We start from the raw sequence: 19,603 nt of genomic DNA, 5'->3' as shown, positions 1-19,603 counted from the left end.
GTAGCAGCCATGCGTATAGCGACGGCTCACACCATATACGGAACTGAATCCGTCAAAGGGACACTTATCAGACGGAGAAGAGTTTGATAGACCGTCATTTGGGAACGCTTCATCAAACTCTCATCAAACTCGATCACAGCGTTCGAGATTCGTGAGAATCTGTCTTAGTACCCATCCCGAGGCATGCCAGCCCATGACAAAACCTTCTGACCTACAGCGGGTATGACGGAACCGGCACAAAGAAGGGGGAGCAACCCACTCGAAAGAATGAGTTGCTCCCCTTCCTGTTCAGCACGTACGCGCTGGCCCGTGTCACCTAGGTGCACAGCACCCGCTACTTACTACTGATTCGCGGCCCTCCGCAGCACCAAAACTGCACCGCCGGCCAATACCAGCATCAGACCAACCACACCAAGAGCCGCGTTGGCTCCGGTGTTAGGTAGCCCGCCGGATTCACCATCCGAAGGCGCTGAATCGCTTGGCTCGGCACCCGGGTCACTTGGACCGCCTGACTCACCCGGATCACTCGGGTCCGTATCAGGGTCTGACGGATCTGTGGGATCCGGGTCAGGTTCCGATGGGTCGGTCGGATCGGTGCCCGGATCGCCACCATCGTCCGAAGGAACGGTGACGTTCACGCGCCCCAGCTCTTCGTCATCGAGCGTCACAACCAGAGCGTGCGCGCCAGGCTCCGCATCCTCAGGAATAGCGCCCGTCAACTCGATGGCCCCGGTCTCATCAGCGGCACCCTCGGCCAAGACAACCGGATCGGAGTGGAAGCCGAATTCGCCAGCCGCCCCCTCCTCGGCATCCGAGACGATGGCCGTCACGTCCTGGCCGCGCTCAACAACCGCTCCCTCACCCAAGTCCACGAACTCGACACTGGGCAGAACCGGCGGCTCCACCAGATCGATCGCGACAGTGTACGTGGTGGTTGACGTGCCGTCAGCGGAAGTCACCACCACGGTTGCCACCGGATTATCGGCGGTCGCTTGTGTAATCTCCACCGTCGCATCCCGATCCAGCGGGACCGCGTTTACCGTCGGGTAATCCGTCCCCTCGTATGTCACCTCGTAATCGAGCATCTCCGGATCGAAGCCCTCCACATTCGCGCCGCCGACCGTCAAGCGGGCCAGCTCGGAGTATGAGGAAGCACTAGCCGCAGGGGAATACACCTCAGTTTCAGCCACGATGATGTGGGTGTCCGCGCGCCCGGTCAGCACGAACCGGACAGCGTCGGACTGGACGCCCAGATCGATATCGACCACTGGTGCGGGATCATCTTTTTCTTCGGCGACGACGACGGGTTCAAGCGCCGTCCAGTCACCCTTTTCCAGATTCCGATACTCAGGGGTGATCGTTGCAGGCCAACTATCTGTACCGTCCTTGAGGAAGAAGATCTTGGCTGAGGTCAGCTCATGATCCGTGTCCCATTCGTAGGTCAGAGTGTCCTCAGTGCGCGACGGGGCGCTCTTCCAGTTGGACCACGCCTTGTCCGTGGTCACGCCGTCGATCGTATTGGCAACGTTGTATCCCGATTCGGTGAACGTGGCACTCGGACTGGAGTCTGGCGCAATGTTGACGTCTTCTGAATCGGTGACGATTACATTGAGCGTGGCATCAACCGAACCACCAGTGGCTGTGGCCGTACCCGAAACACTAACAACACCGAGATCAGCGAACGTCGAATCATCCAGACCGTCCCAATTCCACGTGACGTCCATATCGAAGCGGTTCTCGGAGGCTCCCACGTGGCCTTGGACCGTCGTTGGTGCCTGCGCCTGCACAATGTCCAATGCGATACCTTGGCGAACCGTCATCGAGGTGGGATCGGAGCTCGTGGCCCCGCCAATCTCCATGGTCAGCTCCGCATTGTCGAAGGCTCGGCCGTATCCATCAATTCCTGAACCTGCAAGAACAATGGTTCCGGGGGTATCCCAGTCCGCGCCTTCGGTATCCCATGTGACATCAACGTTCTCACCCACACCGTATGCGTATATCGGGGTTGCCGTTTCGGGGAGTGTTGGCGCCGTTCCTGCGTCAGCGTTGATCGTGATGGGTTGGAAACCTTCCAGAGTGGTGTCCTGAAGCATCCAGCGCTGGTGGGCACCGTTGTTGAACTGGTACAGGCCGATCCTTGAACCCGGACTACTCGCCTGATCGATGATGTCCAGACCGTTCCTGCTAGTGGTGGGCTGGAGCGAGAAGTCGCGTCCGTTAGTTGTGCTCGGAATCCAGAGCATCGACGGGTTACTTGCGGGATCACCACTGGGCTTCACAGCTTGAACGCCGCCGTTAACCTCCTGAAGGACTTCGCCTTCCCCGTTGGTCAGTGTGATTTCCTGATGGTTGGTTCCTTCGCCGTTGACGGTGTTGACCGTCCAGAGCTGGCGCTGTGCGGTATCCGCACTGAGGTTGTTGATCTCAACTCCGCCGCTGGAATTTGCCGTCAGCGGCAAGCCAGAGCCATTACCTGTGATCTGGTAGGTGGCGCCGTCAGCAAACTGAGGCGCCTCATCAGATACGCCCGAGACACCCTCAACTTGGAAGGTCACAACCGATTCGGCCGGAACCTGAAGGGTTGCAGTGCCGTCGTCTCCAACGGTCACCGGATCGCCCTCAACAAGAGCGTTCGAGGTCTCGATATCTTCACCAGCTTCGGGAGCCGTGGTAATGATAGGGGTAACCGTCGCTCCATCGAATGAGCCGAAGTTGTTCAGATCGATGGTGACCGATTCTGCGCCGCCCTGATTGACGTACACGGAGGTCATCGCGTTGCCCTCAGCCTTCACGGCTGCAGCGGCGTTGTCATTCCCGCTCGGGATCAGCTGATCACCCGGGACGATGTAATGGGAGAAGTTGCGGAAGGTGTTGTATTTTGCGTTGGTTTCCACCTTGCACGAAGGATCGGCATCGCCATCTTCGAGGCGTCGGACCGAGTTTCCATTCTCATCGCAATCGAAATCAATAAAGACGGTGCCCCAATTGAGCTTCTCGTCCTTCTCCATGTTGTAGGTATCCTCAACAGGCTGCCACAACACTCACGCGGTGGGCTCAAGGTTCCGAAGATCGTCGACGATATGCTTGGACATTCCCAAGCCGTTGTTCATATTGAGTGGGTCGAAGCCCGAAACACCGGCCCAATCACCCTCAACCTCGCTCATCCATAGTGGAGTCTTTTCGGATTTCGCGATGTCGCGGGCACCCAAGCTAGATCCCTGACCATAGGAGTGAACGTTATATTGGCCTACTGCCTCGCGGGACTCGGCACCGTAGGCGTTAAAGTTCGTGATGAACGTACCTGGGTTGGTCTCATCCATCGCCGAAATCACGGCCTTGGTGGTGGTACCCGGCTCCGCTAGGCGATCAGCCAGCACAGGAATCATCTGGTTCTGAGCCTCGGGCCCGATGTGCGCGCCCTCTTGGCGCGACTCGCTGTTCGGGAACTTTTCACCCTCGGGAACCGATGCGGACCAATAGTTCGTGTTGGGCTCATTGAACGGAGTGATAGTGGAGAACTCCACGCCGTATTCGTTCTCAAGATGCTCCACAACCGTGACCATGTAGTCCGCGAAGGCCTCCATGTTCTCGGGTGCCAGCTGCTCGCTCGTAGCGTTGTTGATTCCGCCAGAGACGAATCCGCTCTCCGTCAAGAAATAGGGAGGGGAATTGGGGAACGCTTCAAAATGGGTGACGTCATCCTTAATGGCGTCTACCCACCAACGCTGCCCCATATCGGCATCGAAATTGTAATGCTCCGGGTTGTCGCCATCCCACACCGCGTTGTACCGGTCGCGATCATCGTAGGTGGAGGTAACTAACCCGTCGTCGTCGGAAATCCCTAAATCGGGATTCCACCATCCCGGAACCGCGCCGCCGGCGCGCAGGTAAGGCGGCACGTCTGTGGCGTCCCCGCCACCCACGTTGTAGCGGGCGATGTTGAGGTTCAGCCCGTCATCATCGAAAAGCTTGGACCGCAGGTCCTCCCTGATATCGTCCGGATACAAACCCGTGGCATTGGCGAACCACACGAGGCTGGTCCCCCAGCCCTCGAATGGATCGCTTTTGTAGGAGGGATTCGGGGCGATCGTCACGCCGCCCTGCGCTTGTGCGGCGGGGCTGAGTTTGACCGCATCTTGGCCTGCTGGACCGGCTGCTGCGGGAATCGCGAAACCAGCAAAGGCGGTGACCGCCATCGCTCCGCCCGTGACGGCTGCTGCCGCCTTCTTTCTTATTCCTACTACTTGACGTTTCTTCGGTGAGGATTCCGTACTTCCTCGAGACCACATCATTGGCTCTCCTTCACTGGACCACGTCCGGCTCACTTCACTGTGCGAAAACCGAACGTCCCCCCTGGTGGATGGTTACGCAAACACGGTTGGGTAGATCATGGTTACGCAAACATTCGGTGGTACTGAGCTTTCCATCTTGGAACTAGCACTGTCAAGCGATTCTAAGAAGAGCAGGCGCTTTTCATTGTGAAGAATCGCGGCTCGACGGGAAAAGAAGACTGCCCAACGTGGAATGAAGGGCGGGGACAAGGATACCTCCTTGCCCCCGCCCTTCCGCGGCAGAGCCACTAGACCTCAAAGAATGTTAGCCATCCAGCTGCGCGGCGAGGTTATCTACAAACTCAGGGTTCTCTTCCATCCAAGCCTCGACAGCAGCCTCATCATCGCTACCTTCAAATTCGTTGACCATCGTGTCTTCCAAGCTAGCGAATTCTTCGTCGGTCATCGAGAATTCCTCGACCATGGCGGCCACCTCAGGGAAGTCTTCAGCGAAGCCATCGCGTCCCACGGTGTGGAGTGCTTCAGCTTCTCCGTAGATTCCATCGGGATCTTCAAGCTCACGGACAGGGTAGTTCACCTCTGCCCAGAATGGCGTCCAAAGAGTCACGACGATTTCACGCTCATTGTTGAGAGCATTCTCCATCTCGCTAATCATCGCGGCAGTGGAGGACTGAACGAGCTCAAAATTGCCATCCAACCCGTAGTGCGGCATGACCTCTTCCTCGGTAATTAAGGTGAGGCCGGCACCGGGCTCGATGCCGATAATCTGGTTTTCCAGCTCTGCGGCATGGTCGGGGATGTCCTCGATTGATTCCATCTCGGAATACTCGGGAACCGCGAGGAACAATCGGGCGTCGTCATAGTACGAGCCGAGATCCTCCATAGAATCCCCATATTCCTCCCAATACGAGAGTTGAGTTCTATCAATCCACGCCGATCCGAACAGGTCTAACTGTCCTTGGGCAACGCCGCTGTACACGAGGGCGTTATCGCCCAGCTCCTCAACTTCAACGTCATATCCATTTTCTTCCAGCACATGCTTGTACAGGTAAGCCGTGCCTGTTCCGTCCGTCCATCCGGGAACGGCACCAATGGTTAGCGATCCTTTGCGTTCCCCGCCATCATCCCCGCTACATCCGGCTAGGACAAGCGAGCCGGCAGCGACAATTGAAGCAAGACTTGCGAGCTTCTTGGGGTGATTCATTTTTACGGCGCTCCTAGGTTGCTGGGTATTGCGTCGCATCATGCCTACCAAGGTTCCGCGCTCAGTGCAACACTTAAACATGACGTCAGCCACACCCACAAACCGCTCTATCGCACGAATTTACTGGGCTTACAGCCGCTCCTCTGGCGCGATCATGCCGATCTGGATTTACGCTTAACGCCCCAAAGTATTGAGATCCACCAGAGCGCCACACGCCAAGCACGACTTTTGGAATCAATGATCTGCTGAAATAGATCAGACCGAAGTCAAAGCGAGAAGAATCTGGCGCAAAGGCACAGACTTTTCGGGACTTTTGGATTACGCACTCATCGATTTCGTTCATAGTCCATACTTAGAATGAATCCCACCCATTCTGGCAGTAGAACGGTACCAACGAGCATGGCACTCAAAGCAAAAGAACAAAACATCGCAGTTTTCGGCGAAACTGGTAGCGGCAAGACCGTCCTTCTCTCCTCATTTTTCGGCGCGACTCAGGAGCCGTCCTTCCGGAAAGCTAATCCGTATCGGGTACTGGCTGATGACACAGGACAAGGGAGGCGGCTACGGCAGAACTATCTGCGCATGCGTGACGACGCGCAGGCACCTCTTGCAACCCGCTTCGAGGCCAAATCCTATTCGTTTACGGTCAGACCAAACGAAGATGACACCTCGACGGAGCACTCCTTCAACGCGCTCCGACTTGTCTGGCACGACTACCCGGGTGAATGGTTCGAAGAAGAACCGAGTGATGCCGAAGAGGCCCAGCGTCGAATTGAGACATTCAAGAGGCTCATGACTTCAGATGTAGCCGTTGTGCTCATCGATGGCCAGAAGCTTCTAGAATATGCCGGTGAAGAGGAGAAGTATCTGAAGTCAGTCCTTTGGAACATCGATGAAGGACTCGGCAGGCTAAGAGACGACATCCTGACGGACGGTAAACCATTAGAAGAGTTTCCTAGGATCTGGGTTCTTGCACTATCCAAAGCAGATCTTCACCCCACCATGAACGTTCAGAGCTTTAAAGATCTTGTCGAACGAAAGTCAGCTGACGATCTGGCCATCCTGCACAAAACACTGCGAAGCTTCGTCGAGGTTCCGGAAGCTCTTTCCCTTGGCGAAGACTTTCTGTTGCTCTCTTCCGCCAAGTTCGAAACCGAGAGAATTGAAATTACCAACCGCATCGGTCTAGACCTCATCCTGCCAATCGCCACTATGCTGCCTCTCGAGAGAGTAACCCAGTGGGCAGAAAGTCTGAACATTCCTTTCAAGGTCCTCCAAAAGCTCGTGGACAATGCGGATGACCTAGCAAGAGTCCTAACGCCCTTCATAGCTAAGATCCTCGAGCATGTTCCGGGGGTCGGAAAATGGCTGTCGAGACTGCTGTCCCCCGCAATAGTCAGCTTAGTCATGCTGAGCAAAGATAAGCTCCAACAACTAGTTGATCGGGCAATGGAAGATCGCGACTATTTGTCAGCCATGCTTGCGCAGTTCAGACTTGACCTTATGGATGGCGTCGACCAAGACGTCTTGGAGAAGAGCGCATGGTAGAGCTCCTCTGGGCAACGCGAGGCTATACATGGGGCTCACGGTTTCTCTTAAACGGAGGTTACTCCCACCCGCTTTCCGTGTACGAAGAGGCCTTTAACGGTGTCGAAGAGGAGCCGTCCGTGTACCAACACGGTAGCAACGGTCAAGCACTGAGGTTTCCCGATCCTTTGGGACGCCAAGACAAGGCCGGGCGCATCATTTATCACGATTTTGTGATCCCCGATTCCATCGCGCAAGGCATCTCCTCGGCTGAGGTGGCTGTTGATCGTATCTGGCCCCTAGTCGCCGATATATATGGCGCCGTGTGGGATGGCGATGCTCCGTCACCGGATTTCGTGGAATCCAAGCTCAATAAGGAGCGCAGCTAAATCCAGTGCACGTCCAGAAGAGTAGCCCGAGCGACTACTCAGACTTTGGACTTTCGCACAAACTCTTGGCACACCGAACCTACCCCCGCCGCCCCCACGGCACGGTCATCTCCACTTCGGTCCCTGGATCGCGGCGCCGGAATGCCACGCTGCCCCCGGCCCGCTCCACACGCCCGATGATCGAATCGCGCACACCGTGGCGGTCCTCGGGAATGCCGTCAAGATCGAATCCTGAGCCGTGATCACGAACGTAAACGCTAGCGCCATCCCTAGCCAGCTCCGCGTACAAGCTGACGGGCGGCGCCCCGTGGCGAACGGCGTTGGCCAGCGCCTCCTTCGTGGCAGCCACCAGCATATCCACGGCCGCCCCGGCCGGCCCCTCGCCCACAACAACAGCCTCAATTCCCACACCATAAAGATCCTCGATCTGGGCTGCGGCGCCCTTAATCGCCTCACTCACCGCCACCCGCCGCTGACCATCGCCGGCGCCACGGCCACCTTCGCCGCCCCCAGCGGCACCGCCATTGCCGCCCGAGCCCGAGCCCGAGCCTGCACCCGAGCCACCATCCCCACTCTCGCTGTACAGCCACGAGCGCAGCTGGCGCTCCTGAACGCGAGCGAGCCGCCGCACAGCCTCCGGATCGCCGGCTTGGTTCCGGATAAGAGTGAGGGTTTGCAGCACAGAATCGTGGAGGTGCGCGGCCATCTGGGCACGCTCGGATTCGCGTGCACTCTTTTCTTCCGCGTCGCGCAACTCGCGCAATAGCCGCTGAATCACGGGCCAGAGCGCCAAACCTGCCACGGTCAAGATTGCGACCCCCAGCAGCACAGAGGCCAGCACGCTCCCGAGCGGCTGGTCGCGAGCGGTCAGCACCAGCACACCAATCACGAGTAGCCCGATCCCAACGCCCAGCCGCACCATGGCCTGATTCGTGGTGAGTTCGGCCGAAAGGTTGGACCACGCCAGCCCACCGCCAGCCACGATGCACGCCACGGCCAAAACGGTCCCCCAGGGGATATCCAGCACGCCCGCCGTCCACACCACCACCGCTGCCACCACCGCGAGCCCCGCGTAGGCAAGCAGCTTCTGCCGCCTGCCCAGCTCCTTACGCGGCGCCGGCGCCAGCTTCACCGAGGGAGGGCGTTCGTTCGAAGCCGATACGGCAACAAACAGCCACATGTAGAGGAAGATCCCGGCGCCAAACATGAAGATGGACAGCGCCATGACGATTCGCACGGTTTTGACCGGCACATCCAGATGATCGGCAATCCCCTGGCACACCCCAAAGATCACGCGTCCACTGCGCGGCCGGCGCAGCGGGTAGCGCACGTGAGCACCAGCCCGAGCCCCGTCCCCGGGCCCCGCACCCTGACCTTCGTGAGCAGCACTATCCTCCATACCCCGATCCTTCCACGCCAGCCGCCCTCCCTCCTACTGATTCAGGGTTTATTCAGGGTGATCCCCAATACCGCTGCCCGCCCGCAACCGCCACACTGGAAACATGTCACAAACATCTTTCTTCTCAACGATCCGGTCACTCGGGGTTGAACGCGCGGCAGATGCGCCGATCGGCGGCGTCTCGGCCGGGCTCGCCCGCAAGTGGAACGTGGACCCACTTCTGGTGCGCGCAGGCTTCCTTGCACTCACGTTCGCTGGCGGCGCCGGCGCGATGCTGTACGCACTGTGCTGGGCCTTCCTGCCCGAAGAATTCACCGGCGAAATCCATGCCCAAGAACTCACCCGCGGCCGCCTCCCGGGCGGCTTCGTGGCCGCCGCCGCACTCCTTATCGTTGCAATCGCAGTATTCACAGGCCTCAGCTTCACCAGCACGCTCGGCCTGATTATCGCAATTGTGATTGGAGTGGTGTGCTACAACTCGTTCCGCAAAAACGGCCCGGACAGTGGTCCGATTGTTTTTGACGACGACGGCGAAGCCTCTCCCCCAACGTCCACCCCCTACAACCCCGATCAGCCAAGGGCTTCCGGCGAACCACTAGATGGCGGCACTGTCACGCTCCCGGTTGCTCCGGATGGACGAACTCACTCTGAAACCTCGGATGGATCGACGCCCTCACAGCAACCCTCGCAGCAACAATCTTCACAACAGCAGGCGGAAGGCGCCCCGTCCCCAAAAGGGGCGTGGGATCCTCATCCTGAGGATCCCCACATTCGCCACGAGCGCCAGCGTAAGGAACGTGAGCGCGAGGAGGCACGCAAGCGCAAGGAAGCAACGCGCGCACGCAGGCGCCTCTCAGGCAGGGCCTTGTCCGGCCTGCTCGCAGTAGTCCTGCTTCTGATTGCCGGCTTTCTCCTGACGCTGGAAGGCACGGACGCAAGCGCACATCAGCTCCCTGCCACGATCGCGTTCACCTCGCTCGCGTTTGGAGCGGTGGTGTTGGTGATCGGAATCTTCGGTAGACGAGGAGGGATTCTCTCTTTCTTCGCCATCGTTGCCATGCTGTGTGCCGCACCGATCATGTTGATCAACACGCAGACGTATTCGAACTCCTCATCCCTGCGGTATCAAATGTGGAAACCTGCCTCCATTGAGCAAGTGGGGACGGGGTACTCCTCAACGATGGGTTCGGCATACATCAATCTCTCAGAGCTGGATTCGCCAACCGATTCGGACCCGATCAACGTCAGCGCCTCCATGTCCAATGTGGATCTACGGTTCACCGAAGGCCAGAAGGTTGCCATCATTGCGGATATCACCATGTCAGACCTCGATGTGGATAGGCCCTATCGGGCTGATGTGGATGCCAATGATGCGAATGCCATCTATTTCGAAACCGATCCCGAATGGGAAGAAATCGCCAGTGAGGCTGCCGAGGATGAGGACTGGGACGAGGACTGGGACGAACAGTGGCGAGCTCACTCCAACGCCTACATCATGAGTAACCCGCTGCAAGGGAACGATTCGGGGACTGTCTTTCTTGGAGGGATTAACAAGGTGAGTGACGCCGATATTGTCATTAACCTTCAAGCTTCCATGTCCACCATCAACATCAAGCAATTGGCAGAGGGCTATCCCACCCCTGAGCCTTCACCAACGCAAGGAGAGTAAGAAACCATGAAGAATTACCGCCCAGTTTTCGGCACGATCTTTATCGGCTTGCTGGCTTTGCTCATCGGCAGCACCGCGCTAGCTTCCTCCTTCGGATATAGCATCTTCTTCTCTCCGGCGTTCAGCCTGACGTGGATTGTTGTTGGCCTACTTCTCGTCACCGCAGTCCTTCTGCTGACTGCGGCGTTCTGGCCGCGAAAGAAGGGCGAAGCCCCCGCCTACTCCTACCCGGGTGGGTCCAGCACAACACATGTGCACGAACCCGAGCGTCAGTTCATTCCGTTGACACCCGATCAGGCCACGGCAGGCGCCTACTCCCCAGGCGGCCGCGTCACGGCGGACCTCCGATGGGTTGAACCCGGCGAAGCCGTCACCGTTGTTCCGCTTGAGGCTCTAGATGGTGACATTGCGCTGCTGATCAATGCGGAGACTCCCATTGCCATCCGCTTGGACATGGGCAGCGGCTCCATCGCGGTGGATGTGGGACTCGGGCTGCACAAGCTCGGCGAACCCTCTATAACGGACTACTCATTTGCAGCGTCCGGTAGTCAGGCGATCTTGCTGGGCCGCGGTATCGGTGAGATTGGCGAGGCGAAAATCGTCGTCGACGTGAAATCTCCTTCTGCAAACCTGCGGATTGATTCCAACTAGACCACGTGCCACACCTACAACACCGAATGCGGGAGTAGCTCTGGATAGTCCAGAGCTACTCCCGTATGACGATCCCAGACTCAGGAAACGCCGCTTAGTTCTCCCAAATGGACCGTAGCGAGTGAACTCGCAGATCCGTGATGGCCGCTGTACCGGCTTCCGAACAGAGTTCGATGGCGCGCGGGCCATCTGCCGGGAATGAGAAGGAAGTGACCGTGGCCTCGCCGTGGTTGACGAACACTTCAATCGATCCGCGATCCACGAGAATTCGGAGCTGGAGCTTGTTGTCCGCCCCGGGATTGACCGCCGCCGCGCGATAGCCGGATTCACCCGCGTAGCTGAGGCGGCCGTCGATTCCTACGCGGCCAGCGAGATCGTCGTAGTACACGTAGGAGTGGTGGCCATCCTCGGTCTTGTGGACCTGCAGCCCCACGCGATTCGCGGTGGTTGCTGCCAGATCGATCTCCAGCTCGATATCCACGGCCGTCGCATCATCCACGAGTCTCAAGCTCTCATCGAAGCCAAGGTTCACGGGGCCGATCTCCCTAGTGGATACGCGAAGCTCCTCAACCTCAGCAATCGGCCATGCGGTCAGCGCGCCATCCGCGTTCAAGGAGAGCTCGCGTGCAACCGTGAGCTGGCCAGACCATCCGTCGGCTTCCTGCGAGGCCAAGGGATGATTGAAACTTCCCATCCAGCCGTACTGAATGCGGCGGCCATCAGGCGATTCGAAGCTCTGGGGAGCGTAAAAGTTATGCCCCCAATCCTCCAGATCGTATTCCTTTGTCTGAATGAACGGTTCGCCAGGTGCCCACGTGCCCACTACGTAGCCTGCGTTGTGACCGTTGCGGTTTGCGTACCCGGAGATGGCCGGCCCCATCGGGCAGTACACGAGCACCCACTTGTCTCCCAACGGGAAGAAGTCCGGGCACTCCAACATGAATGCCTCTGGGTCAGGATCGCGGAACAGGATGGAATCGAACTCCCAGTCCTCCATATTCGCGGAGGTGTAGAGCCAGACTTCACCGCGGTTTTCCACCGAGCAGGCACCAAACACCATGTACCACGTGTCGCCCATCTTCCAGACCTTAGGATCACGGAAGTGGGGGAGCTCTTCGGGTCCGCGCACTACAACGCCCTGCTTCTCGAAGCTGATGGCGTCCTGAGAGGTTGCGAGGCACTGGACCTGATCGTTTCCTTCATCCTCGTTCACGCCGTTGGCCCAGCGGTGCCCTGTGTAGTACACATACATGGTGTCACCATCATCGGAGGAAACCGCCGATCCGGAGAACACCCCGTCCCGATCCGCCTCGATGGATGGTGCGAAGGCGATCGGCTCACGCTTCCACGTCACCATATCCGTGGAGGAGACATGCCCCCAGTGCATCGTGGCGTGGTGGGTTGAGAAGGGATTGTGCTGGAAGTACACGTGGTAGCGACCTTTGAAGAAGGACACTCCGTTGGGATCATTGATCCACCCGCCAGGGGCGGCAATGTGGAACGTGGGGTACCAGCGATCGTTTCGGTTGGCCTGGAGTTTGGCTACGGATTCTTCTGCTTTAGCGAGTTGCTCTTTCATGGGTCCCTCCTTTGGGACAGTGCGGGTTACGAGTTATCGTGCGGTGTGCGGTGTGCTCTACTTGAGGGTATCGTCCTCATCCTGAGCGGGCTGTGTGGGCGCGTGGGGAACAGTTGGCGCCTGAGTAGGTGCAGCAGCTGGCTTGGGTTCCACTCCGCCCTTAACCTTCTTTGGATCCCGGATGAATGGATCGCCCAGAACCTGTTCGTGATCCTTCTTCAAGGTGAAGAAGCCGAATACTCCAGCGCAGGCCACAACAGCCGAGATCAGGAAGAATGTGGGCTGGTAACCCTGAGCGTCATTGAGGGCGCCGAGGATCGGGGAAAGGACAACGTTCCCTAGCTGAGAGGACACCTGGAATCCAACCAGATACAGCGTTGCAGACAGCGCCGGATTAAAATGAAGAGTGAAATAGCGGATAATCGGCAGTGTGCACAGCGGAACCTCAAGTGCGTGGAACATCTTGACGATCGAGATCATGACCGGATCTGCGAATACCGCGCAGCCCAAGATACGCAAGGACATCACGGCAAAGCCGCAGAGCAAGGTGTTGTGTACGCCGATTTTCCGCATGATGAGCGGAACAACACCCATCATCGCTGCCTCGGCAAACACCTGAACAGAGTTGAGTACACCGTATGTGCGTTCGCCCGCTTCCCGAGTATCGAACAGGCTCGTGTAGAAGTCCGGGAACATCTGCTGATCGAACACCGTGTAGAACGTCCACGAGAAGAACACAATGACAATGACGATCCAGAGCGCTGGCATCCTCAGCAAACTTGCCATCTCGCGGAAGCCAGGCTGCGTGGATTCTGCCTCAACTTTGGCCGCCTTTGCCCCGGGGGTTGGCGCCTTCCAGAACAGGACGATCATCAGGTTGGCTAAGCCAAACAGGGATCCGAGCCAGAAGTCGATGTGCGGGTTAATCGTGAAGAGGAAGCCTGCCATAAGGGCAACCAGCGCATAGCCGAATGAACCCCACATGCGCGCTTGACCGTATTCGAAGTTGTAGCGGCGCGAGAAGCGTTCCGCGAGGGCCTCAAGAAGGCCAACACCAGACATGAAGCCACACGATAGAACGATGGAGCCAAGTATCGCCCCCAGCATGAAGTTGTTGTGCAGAAGAGGCTCATACACGTAAATGACAAACGGACCAACCAGAGCCGAAATGGCTGCGATGAAAACCTGAATGTGGCGCTTGTACCCCAGCCTGTCCTGAAGTGTGCCGTAGGCAAACATGATGACGAGTGTGGCGAGCGAGTTGATGGAGTAGACGGTGCCAACTTGGGTGTTGGTGAAACCTAGACCGCCTTCGGCGATGTCCTTTTTCAGCCACAGCTGGAAGAAGGACCACCAGATCCCCCAGGACATGAAGAACAGCAGAAGATTAACGGAGCTCTGCAGATACCCCGTGTTCTTGAACGATTGTATGAAGCTGGCCATCGTGGACAGTTCCTTCCTTCGCAGTGGCGGTGCATCCGGTGGACCGCCATCTTATGTGGAACTTAAGGGCTAAGCGTTCTTTGCTTAATCGATTAAGCTTGGTGTTAATCTATGCCCTCGCCCGGAAGGGCACAAGGTTTTTCGACAAGCTAGATTGTGTTGCGCGTCACTTTTGTGGACATGCCGACGAGCCTGCGGCGTTTCGCACGGCCCTAAGTCCCATACGCCGGGCTGATGCGTTCGTATCCGCCTGCGCGGCCGATCAGTGCAGCATCCGCGCTACTTCGGAGATCGTCCCGGAAATCGAGGGGTAGATGGTGGAAGCCGACGAGAGCTGATCAACCGTCATGCGCGAGTGAACGGCCAGCGTGAGGGGGAAAATGAGATCCGATGCGTGCGGACCAACGACCACCCCGCCCTTGACGATCCCGGATCGCGAAGAAATGATCTTAACGAAGCCTTCATCCACGCTCTGCATTTTGGCACGGGGATTGCGGGCTAAGGGAAGCTTGGCCACGCGGACCTTGTAGCCCGCTTTGCGTGCGGCCTCCTCGGAGACTCCAACGGCCGCCACCTCAGGTGAGGTGAAAACCGCACGTGCCACGGCATCCGCGTCCATGGGATCCAACGAATCCCCGAGCGCGTGCCACATGGCGATGCGCCCCTGCTGGGCGGCCACCGAGGCGAGCGGCAGCACCCCCGTACAGTCTCCCGCTGCGTATACGCGGTAACTGGTAGTGCGCGAGACTCGATCCACGCGGATGTGATCGGTATCCGTTGTTTCCACACCAGCTTCGGCAAGGCCTAGGTCCTGTGTATTCGGGACAGCACCAACCGCCATGAGGCAGTGGGATCCGTGAATCGTGCGCCCATCGTTGAGCGTCACCTCCACACCATCATCAGTGGCGGTAGCTGACAAGGCCCGCGAGCGCCTCTCGATCTGCATCCCTCGTTCAACAAATACTCGCTCAATGATCTCCGCGGCATCCGTATCTTCCCCCGGCAAGATTCGGTCACGGGAAGAGACAAGCGTGACCTTGGCGCCGAGGCCCCGATAAGCACTGGCGAATTCGGCGCCCGTAACGCCCGAGCCCACCACGATGAGGTGTTCGGGCAGCTCCTCTAAGTTATAGAGCTGCGCCCACGTAAAGATGCGGTGGCCATCGGGTTTGGCAGAGGGCAGTTCTCGCGGGCTCGCTCCCGTAGCTAGAAGCACAATATCTGCGCTCAATTCCAGATTGAACGCGTCCTCATCCGGGAGTGCCACGCTGATGGTCCGGCGCCCACGATCATCGATGCCCGGTTTGAGCCGTGCCCGTCCAGAAATCACCTGCACACCCAAGTTCTCCAACGAGTCTCGGATATCGGATGATTGTGATTGTGCGAGGTGGCGAACGCGTCCGTTCACCTGAGTCATATCGATACTCACAACTGAGGTGGCAATCCCAAGTTCGCTTGCTTCGCTTGTTTCTTGAGCTTGCTCGGCCGTGGCAATAAGGGTCTTAGAAGGGACAACGTCGGTCAGTACCGCCGAGCCCCCGAGCCCACGCGTTTCAATCAGCGTGACTTGTGCGCCCATCCGGGCGGCCACGGTTGCCGCCTCATAGCCGCCGGGGCCTCCCCCGATAATGGCCACCTGGGCGCCAGCCCGTACGGGCGATGCATTGTCATGACCCGAATGTTGGGTGAAGCTGGGAGATGACGTTGCCTCTGGCGATTCTGGGGTGACCGGATCATGTGCTGACATAACCTATATCTTTGCAGATTCCGGGAGATCGCGGGTGCATTACCCGAAAGGATCTGGTGACCCCGCGATCCGTATGCCTTACCCGCGCGCCTCGCCTACCGATCCTCGTTCCACTAACGGCATCGGCACATAAACGGTTTCTTGGTCCAGCGGCTTGGCGTCCACAATCGAGTCCAACAGCATGCTCATTGCCGCCTCCCCCATCTCCTTGTACGGAAGCCGCACCGTGCTTAGCTGAGGGCGCACGTACGTAGCGAGGGATTCGTCGTCGAACGAAATAATCGAAATATCGCCCGGGACGGACAACCCGCGGCTATCGGCCTCCTGCAAAACTCCGAAGGCGATGCGATCATTGGCCGCGATCACGGCCGTCACGTCCTCTGAATCGATGATGTGCTGGGCGCCCGCGCGCCCGAGTTCCGGCTCCCAATCGGCACCCTCGAACTCCGTGACGAAGGCGAGCCCGGCGGCCTCCATCGCCTCATCAATCCCCCGCATGCGCGCCGGGATAGTCACCGAAACCGTGGGATCCAGATGCTCGCGGGACCGGCCGATGAGGGCGATCTTCGTGTGGCCCTTGGACACCAGATGCTCCACCGCCTTCCGGCCGGCTGTGTGTTCATCGGGAAGAACCGAGGTGTGGCCGGGCGCCGTTCCATTGACGATCACAACGGGCACTTGAATATTGAGATCAGGCAGTTGAATCTGCCGCGAGCGCATCTGCCCAAAGATAAGCCCGTCAATCCGCCTACCCAGCAAAGCCCCCACTCCGTGGCGCTGCTCCGCCGAACCGGTCCCGCCTTCGGCCATCATCACAACGAAGTTTCGCTTGGCGGATTCGTCCAATAGCCCACGGATCATCGCAGACGCATAGCGGGTGAGCGTGACCTCATCGGACACAAAACCGATGGCCTGCGTGCGGCCCGTGCGCAAACCCCGGGCGTTGACATCGGGCGAATACCCGAGCTGCTCTGCGGCCTCGCGAACCCGTGCCGCCGTGCTTTCGGGAATCCGCGAGTTCTGGCGGCCGTTCAGCGCCATGCTGACCGTGGCAGCAGAGAGCCCCGTGCTGCGTGCGATATCCGCCAGCGTGACTCGTTTTGCCACGGGCTCTCCTTACCTTCGAATGTTGCCATCAACGTGCCAACTCGCGTCCCGGCCGGTGCGGCGATCAACGTGTGAGTCAACCTGCCGGCTGGTGTGCCAATCAACTACGTGCGACTGAATAGACCCCCATAGTCTAGCGGGGAACGCGCTGCTTCCCCGGCAGTACAACCGGGTCATACAACATCGAACGCGAGAACCACGCAGCCTTCACCGTCCGAGAACTCCTTCCACATGAGGCGCCAAGCGGGGGACAATGGCCCTATGTCACAATTCATGGACTGGGTTCTAGACGTCGCTGCCGAACACCCCGATCTCAACGGGGCATTCGTTAATTCGGACGGTGAGTGGCTGGATGTTCTGTTGGCCGATGGGCGCGCCTTTCGCTTCCGTCCCAACCAGATGATCGACGAATCCAAGCCTGAACCCGCCCGCAGGAGCGTTCTGAACAAGCTGATTGGCATCGGCGTTCAACAGGCCGATACCGCTGTGGCCGAAGGTGAAAACGGGGCGGGGTCTAGCGGGGCGGGGTCTAGCGGGGCAGGCTCTTCTGGGACAGCGGGTGGACAATCGAAGGCTGGCGGTGCAGGGGGCGCGCGGGATGTAGGCGGTGCGGGCGGCGCAGGAAATCTGGGCAACGCGGGCAGTGCAGGCAACGCTGACGGAGCGAGCAGCACCCGGGACTCAGGCAGCGTAAAGAAGACGGGCGGTTTCGGCGGGTCCGGCCGCTCACCCGACGGCAAGGCTCCCTCGAAGGGTGGCCGCGGCAACGCGGATTCCCGAGAAGGACGCCCCTCCCTCAGCTCGGTGTTCGATGCGATCATGAGTGCCTTCACTTCTCAGTCCCCATTGACTGCCGGCCTCACGTCAGGCCCAGAAGGCAAAGAGGAATCGGTGGAGGGACCAGATTCGGAGGGTCCGGATTCTGAGGAATCCAGCGGCGAAGTGCACCGGCTCCCGATCGTGCGGCCAGCGGATTACTTCCTTCCTTCCCATAACCATCAGCATGACGATTCGATGGTGTACCTTCCTCTCACGGATTTCATTGGCGTGGGGCTGGCGGACGATCATCCGGATACGATCCAGCCTCTCTTTTTCTCCGATCTTGACGAACGCGGAATCGCCCCGGAATTGGGCCCGCTGTTCGTTGACGCCGTGGAGGAGCTGCGCCAACTGAACTTCCACGAGGGCCAGGCAGGCATCGAATTGGGTATCGCGGACGTTTCGGGCGCACAGGTGTTTTGGCTGACATCTCCCAACAACTATCAGAGCTCGTGGTTTGCGGATCTTGACATGGCGCAAACTATTTCCGAATCGCTGGTGCAGGAGTATCCCGGCTCACTGCCGCTGTTTGTGCCAGCGAGCCGCACGTCCTTCTTCGCCGTCATGGCCGATGATCCGAAGCTCCCGCTCCTGCTCGAGAACCTTCGCGGGCACGATGTGGATGGCGATGCCGTCTACCCCCTCCCCCACACGGTCGCATCAGACGGCTGGAAAGAGTGGATTCCGATGTCCGATCACCCGGCAGCGCGGATTCTGGAGGAGTTGCGGACCACCTACCGCAAGCGGATCTATGACTGTCAGGCAAAAGAGATCATGAAGTGGGAGGGCATGGATCTGGAACTCAAGCCCTTCAGCGTTCATCATCTGCGCTCCGGCAGCCACGTATCCAACTGCCAGTACACCAGCCGCGATCACGAGGCTTCTCTACCTCAAACCGATTTCGTTTCCTTCGTGCGTCAGCCCAGCGATTTGCCGTGGGACGAGGACAAGGGTGAAACCATCACGATCCGCTTCCACGTCGCTCTAGACATGTGGCCCGAAGGCTTTCATCAGGCCGAAGGCGTGTGGCCCCCGCGCTGGGAAGTTCGCGGTTTCCCCACGCCCGAGCAGCTCGAAGAGTTGAGCGAGGCGGCGCATCGGGATTTCTAGAGGTGCGCTGTGCTGGGCGGCTGCCGAGGTGCAGGGCCACAAGGGCACAGGGACCAACCCATGAGGTAACTTTAGGGCCTTAAGACCCAGTCAAAGGCTGCATGCATGTCAGGGTTGTTCACGGCTAGTTGAGGTAGTTTCTGTCCACTGTTGAAGGCACCACAAAAGCCTAAGAAGTCGTGGGCTAAGCCTAGTACACGCTGTGATTGAAGCAACGCCAGAGACCCCTTGGATACATACTCATTTGTCATTACAGTTGTAACCGCCCAAGAAACATTGGGCAACACACGGATGTGTAGGAACACGTCTGTGCTCCTACAGGTCCTTATATAGGAAGAAGGAGCACAACATGACCGCAATTGCACAGCAAATCCCAGTTCAGATCACTCCCGCAGAAATCGGAGTTTCAACCCAGCCCAAGAGCCGCAGCCTTCGGTTGGGCATCACTCTGGCTCTCATGGCAGTCTTCCTCGTGGTTGCCTTTGCCGGTGCCGTGGCTGACGCTACAGGCGTTGTGATCGCATCAGGTTTCCTGACTGCTGTCACGTCTCTGGCGTTCATCTTTGGAACCTTCAAGGATGCCATCGAGTCCCCAGCTGCCTGATTCTCCGGGTAACAACTGAACAGGCTCTGGGTTAACGGCAACCACAGTAGCCACATGGATAAT

The 19,603-nt window shown here is 58.6% G+C and carries 14 protein-coding genes; 6 read left to right on the top strand and 8 right to left on the bottom strand.

The annotated features are described in order from the left end of the window. Positions 1–341 precede the first annotated feature (341 nt). The 3 genes from ACTHV6_RS05120 to ACTHV6_RS05110 form a co-directional block, all read right to left on the bottom strand. On the bottom strand, positions 342–3,008 hold the full coding sequence (locus tag ACTHV6_RS05120) for an Ig-like domain-containing protein (RefSeq protein WP_441386203.1): 2,667 nt from the start codon (positions 3,006–3,008) through the stop codon (positions 342–344). Positions 3,009–3,041: 33 nt separating this feature from the next. Further along, positions 3,042–4,292 carry a glycoside hydrolase gene (locus tag ACTHV6_RS05115; RefSeq protein ID WP_441386202.1) on the bottom strand — a complete coding sequence of 417 codons (1,251 nt, stop codon included), beginning with the start codon at positions 4,290–4,292 and terminating at the stop codon, positions 3,042–3,044. A 304-nt stretch (positions 4,293–4,596) separates the two neighbouring features. Continuing rightward, a complete protein-coding gene (locus ACTHV6_RS05110) occupies positions 4,597–5,496 on the bottom strand; it encodes a glycine betaine ABC transporter substrate-binding protein (RefSeq protein ID WP_441386201.1) in 900 nt (299 codons plus the stop codon). 399 nt (positions 5,497–5,895) lie between these two features. On the opposite strand from ACTHV6_RS05110, the gene ACTHV6_RS05105 reads away from it, so the two are divergent. Together ACTHV6_RS05105 and ACTHV6_RS05100 are read left to right on the top strand one after the other, a co-directional pair. Next, on the top strand, positions 5,896–7,044 hold the full coding sequence (locus ACTHV6_RS05105; protein ID WP_441386200.1) for a TRAFAC clade GTPase domain-containing protein: 1,149 nt from the start codon (positions 5,896–5,898) through the stop codon (positions 7,042–7,044). Beyond that, on the top strand, positions 7,038–7,412 hold the full coding sequence (locus tag ACTHV6_RS05100; protein WP_441386199.1) for a hypothetical protein: 375 nt from the start codon (positions 7,038–7,040) through the stop codon (positions 7,410–7,412). Before ACTHV6_RS05105 ends, ACTHV6_RS05100 begins: the two co-directional genes overlap by 7 nt. Positions 7,413–7,491: 79 nt before the next feature. Here ACTHV6_RS05100 and ACTHV6_RS05095 read toward each other — a convergent pair whose 3' ends face one another. Further along, on the bottom strand, positions 7,492–8,811 hold the full coding sequence (locus tag ACTHV6_RS05095) for an ATP-binding protein (protein WP_441386198.1): 1,320 nt from the start codon (positions 8,809–8,811) through the stop codon (positions 7,492–7,494). A 103-nt stretch (positions 8,812–8,914) separates the two neighbouring features. Here ACTHV6_RS05095 and ACTHV6_RS05090 point away from each other — a divergent pair, with 103 nt between their 5' ends. Both ACTHV6_RS05090 and ACTHV6_RS05085 read left to right on the top strand, forming a co-directional pair. Continuing rightward, entirely contained in the window at positions 8,915–10,480 is a 1,566-nt protein-coding gene (locus ACTHV6_RS05090) for a PspC domain-containing protein (protein ID WP_441386197.1), read from the top strand. A gap of 6 nt (positions 10,481–10,486) precedes the next feature. Then, a complete protein-coding gene (locus ACTHV6_RS05085) occupies positions 10,487–11,131 on the top strand; it encodes a hypothetical protein (RefSeq protein ID WP_441386196.1) in 645 nt (214 codons plus the stop codon). 94 nt (positions 11,132–11,225) lie between these two features. On the opposite strand, the gene ACTHV6_RS05080 is transcribed toward ACTHV6_RS05085, so the two are convergent. The 4 genes from ACTHV6_RS05080 to ACTHV6_RS05065 form a co-directional block, all read right to left on the bottom strand. Continuing rightward, positions 11,226–12,710 carry a glycoside hydrolase family 32 protein gene (locus ACTHV6_RS05080; protein WP_441386195.1) on the bottom strand — a complete coding sequence of 495 codons (1,485 nt, stop codon included), beginning with the start codon at positions 12,708–12,710 and terminating at the stop codon, positions 11,226–11,228. 57 nt (positions 12,711–12,767) lie between these two features. Further along, positions 12,768–14,153, bottom strand: coding sequence for an MFS transporter (locus ACTHV6_RS05075; RefSeq protein ID WP_441386194.1), 1,386 nt, complete (start codon positions 14,151–14,153; stop codon positions 12,768–12,770). Positions 14,154–14,415: 262 nt separating this feature from the next. Beyond that, the gene (locus tag ACTHV6_RS05070; RefSeq protein ID WP_441386193.1) at positions 14,416–15,900 is read right to left on the bottom strand and encodes an NAD(P)H-quinone dehydrogenase; all 1,485 of its coding nucleotides are present in this window, start codon (positions 15,898–15,900) and stop codon (positions 14,416–14,418) included. Between the two features lie 78 nt (positions 15,901–15,978). Next, complete coding sequence (locus ACTHV6_RS05065) at positions 15,979–17,007, bottom strand: LacI family DNA-binding transcriptional regulator (RefSeq protein ID WP_441386192.1); 1,029 nt, start codon at positions 17,005–17,007, stop codon at positions 15,979–15,981. A 261-nt stretch (positions 17,008–17,268) separates the two neighbouring features. Between ACTHV6_RS05065 and ACTHV6_RS05060 the strand changes: the two genes are divergently transcribed. Together ACTHV6_RS05060 and ACTHV6_RS05055 are read left to right on the top strand one after the other, a co-directional pair. Next, complete coding sequence (locus ACTHV6_RS05060; RefSeq protein WP_441386191.1) at positions 17,269–18,936, top strand: hypothetical protein; 1,668 nt, start codon at positions 17,269–17,271, stop codon at positions 18,934–18,936. A gap of 349 nt (positions 18,937–19,285) precedes the next feature. Then, positions 19,286–19,540, top strand: coding sequence for a hypothetical protein (locus tag ACTHV6_RS05055; protein WP_441386190.1), 255 nt, complete (start codon positions 19,286–19,288; stop codon positions 19,538–19,540). Positions 19,541–19,603 lie beyond the last annotated feature (63 nt).

The sequence above is a fragment of the Ancrocorticia sp. genome (genome assembly GCF_052089425.1).
Classification (GTDB): domain Bacteria; phylum Actinomycetota; class Actinomycetes; order Actinomycetales; family Actinomycetaceae; genus Ancrocorticia.
The sequence above is the reverse complement of the archived record's forward strand: the minus strand, read 5'-3'. Positions and strand labels throughout refer to the sequence as shown.